The 3,065-nt window shown below is 64.9% G+C and carries 3 protein-coding genes; 1 reads left to right on the top strand and 2 read right to left on the bottom strand.

What is annotated here, in order from left to right; translation table 11 throughout:
* Positions 1–406, bottom strand: a 406-nt coding sequence (locus ABZD10_RS14770) for an ATPase domain-containing protein (RefSeq protein ID WP_372887663.1), incomplete at its 3' end; no start/stop codon positions are given.
* 193 nt (positions 407–599) lie between these two features.
* Between ABZD10_RS14770 and ABZD10_RS14765 the strand changes: the two genes are divergently transcribed.
* Positions 600–1,196 carry a gamma-glutamyl kinase gene (locus ABZD10_RS14765; RefSeq protein ID WP_372887661.1) on the top strand — a complete coding sequence of 199 codons (597 nt, stop codon included), beginning with the start codon at positions 600–602 and terminating at the stop codon, positions 1,194–1,196.
* Here ABZD10_RS14765 and ABZD10_RS14760 read toward each other — a convergent pair.
* On the bottom strand, positions 1,178–3,065 hold a 1,888-nt coding region (locus tag ABZD10_RS14760), incomplete at its 5' end, for an ATP-binding protein (protein WP_372887659.1). The genes ABZD10_RS14765 and ABZD10_RS14760 overlap by 19 nt on opposite strands.

The raw sequence follows: 3,065 nt of genomic DNA, 5'->3' as shown, positions 1-3,065 counted from the left end.
GTTCGCCGGTGTCGGGCTGCGAGATCAGCAGCTCGTCGAGATCGACGCCGAGCTTCTTGGCATAGAGCGGGTCCAGCGCGTGTTCGGCATCGACAAAGGCGCAGACACCGCCCTTTTTCTGCTCTTCGGCGATGCAGTGCAGTGTCAGCGTGGTCTTGCCCGAGCTTTCCGGGCCGTAGATTTCGATGATCCGCCCCTTGGGCAGGCCGCCGATGCCGAGCGCGATGTCGAGCCCCAGCGAGCCGGTCGAGGTGGCCTCGATCTCCTGGGCGGGATTGTCCGCCCCGAGCCTCATGATCGAGCCCTTGCCGAACTGGCGTTCGATCTGGGCCAGGGCGCTGTCCAGCGCCTTTTGCTTATCTGCCGATTTCTTGGTGCTCATCTCAAAAAGTTCTGCCGTTGCCATGGATTTGCTCCCTTATTCCACACACCGCCAAGCGCGGCAATGAAAGCTTGTGTTCCCGACTTGTTCTCACATCTTATGAGATCAAAACAAGAACATTTCAATAGAATTTTCCAAATTTCACTTTTTACAAGAAGCGTTAAAGAGTAGTTTACGCCTGAGCGAGGCATAGAACAAAATTCATTGAGGCGAATAAATGCTTGTTTTCTGGAAGGAAAAACTGGTTCTTCTGTCGGTACCCAAGACCGGGACCACCGCCCTGGAACTGGCCCTGGCGCCGCGGGCCGACATGGTCATTTCCAACCCGCCGGAACTGAAACATGCGCCGGTCTATCGCTACAACCGGTTTTTCCGCCCGATGTTCGAACGCGCCTGCAAGGAAGACAACATGCAGACCATGGCGGTGATGCGCGAACCGGTGAGCTGGCTGGGCAGCTGGTACCGTTTCCGCCGCCGCGACTCGATGATCGGCCATCGCAACGCCACCCACGAGGTCAGTTTCGACGACTTCGTCGAGGCCTATACGCGCGGTGACAGGCCGCCCTTTGCCAATGTCGGCAGCCAGGCGAAATTCCTCGAGCCGCGGCCCAACGGCACCAAGGTCGACCACCTGTTCCGCTATGAAGACCAGCCCGCCATCCTGCGCTTTCTCGAGGACCGGCTGGGCGCCGAGATCACCCTCACGCGCGAGAATGTCTCGCCGCGGATGGAGCTCGCGCTGTCGCCGCGCACCGAGACCCGGCTGCGGCAGAAATGCGCCGAGGAATTCGCGCTTTACGACAGCATCGCCTGACCGTCGCCAAGCGTCCGGCGCACCAGGCTGGTGAGATCGTTGAGCGAAAACGGCTTGGGCAGGAACACCGACCCGTCGATCTCGGCCTGCTTGTCGGTGAAACTGTCCTGCGCATAGCCCGACATGAAGATGACGCCGGTGTCCGGCCGGGTCTCGCGGGCGCGGCGGACCCAGCCGGGCCCGTCAAGGCCGGGCATGATCACGTCGCTGACGAAAAGATCGACATGCAGCGCCTCTTCCCCGAGCAGCTCCAGCGCCTCTTCGCCGCTGCCGGCCTCGAGCACCGTGAACCCGTGCAGGCGCAGGGCGCGCGAGGCAAAGCTGCGCACCGCGGCCTCATCCTCGACCAGCAACACCACCCCGCCGCCGTCGCAAAGCCCCGGGGCCGCCGGCGCCGCGCCTTCGCCGGCCGGGGCCGGCGTCTCGGGCTCGGCCGGCGCGTGGTGGGCCGGCAGCAGCAGGCGGAACACCGTGCCCTCGCCGGGCCGGCTGTCGACGAAGATATAGCCGCCGGTCTGCTTGACGATGCCATAGGCCGTCGACAGGCCAAGCCCGGTGCCCTCGCCCGTGCGCTTGGTGGTATAGAAGGGTTCGAAGATCTTCTGCTGTTTTTCGGGCACGATGCCACAGCCCTGATCCTCGACCTCGATACCGACATAATGGCCGGCGGGCACGGTGGCGCGGTCGCGTTCCAGCGGCTCGGCCAGCACCGTGTCGCGGGTGCGGATGGTGATTTTGCCGCCGCCCGGCATGGCGTCGCGGGCATTGACCACCAGATTCATCAGCACCTGTTCAAGCTGGCGGCGGTCGGCGCGTACCGGGGGCAGGTCCGGGTCATGGATCAGCTCGAGCGTGATCGTCTCGCCGACGAGGCGGTTCAGCAGATGGGTGAGATCGGCCAGCGTGTCGCGCATGTCCAGCGTTTCCGGGCGCAGGTTCTGCTTGCGCGAAAAGGCCAGCAACTGGCCCACCAGCGCCGCCGCGCGATTGGCGTTCTCGTTGATCTGCACCAGGTCGCGATAGGCCGGATCGCCCGGATCATGCCCCAGCAGCAACAGGTCGCAATGGCCGGTGATCGCCGTCAGCAGATTGTTGAAATCATGCGCCACCCCGCCGGCAAGCTGCCCGATGGCCTGCATCTTCTGGCTCTGCACGAACTGCGCCTCGAGCGTCTTCAGCTCGGTCGCATCGCTGAGCACGGTGATCAGCGACACCTCCTCGCCCTCGACCACCCGTTTCAGCGCCACCTGCACAAAGATCTCGCGGTCGCTGCGCCGCACCAGCAGAAACTCGGAATGCTGGCCGCCCCGACCGGCGGCGGCCTCGGAGAGCCAATCGCGGATCGACCGCCCCAGCCCCTCCATCAGGCTGTCGAGCGCAGTCCCCGGCCCGATCGGCTGGCCGAGAAGGTCGCGCGCGGCCCGGTTGGCCATCACCACCCGGCCATCGACGGAGAGTTTCAGCAGGGCCACCGGCAGGGCATCGAAAAAGGCCGCGTTGCCGGGCAGCGCCGGCACGGTCGTGGGCAACAGATAGATTTCCCGGCGCCCGGCCGACAGCGGGAACTCGGCCACCAGACACTGGCGGCTGCCCTCGGCCGTGGTGACGGTGTTGATTTCGCCGGCAACGCAGCCGTCGGGGCCGAAGACATCGCCGAGGTTGAGCGCCCGCGACCCCAGCACGTCCCGCGCGGCGGCGTTCATGAACAGGATCGACTCGCGCTGCCCGACGGTCAGCATCGGCAGCCGCGGAACCCCCTTGGCGGCAACGGTCGCGCCGGAAAGCTCCTGTTTCTGGATCTGCCAGTGAAAAAGATCCCGCCCAAGGTGGGCAACATGCAGGGTGAGGCGGCCACCCTGAACGATGCGC

This window comes from Shimia sp. (assembly GCF_041624275.1).
Lineage (GTDB): Bacteria > Pseudomonadota > Alphaproteobacteria > Rhodobacterales > Rhodobacteraceae > Shimia.
This window is presented reverse-complemented; position numbering and strand designations above follow the sequence as displayed.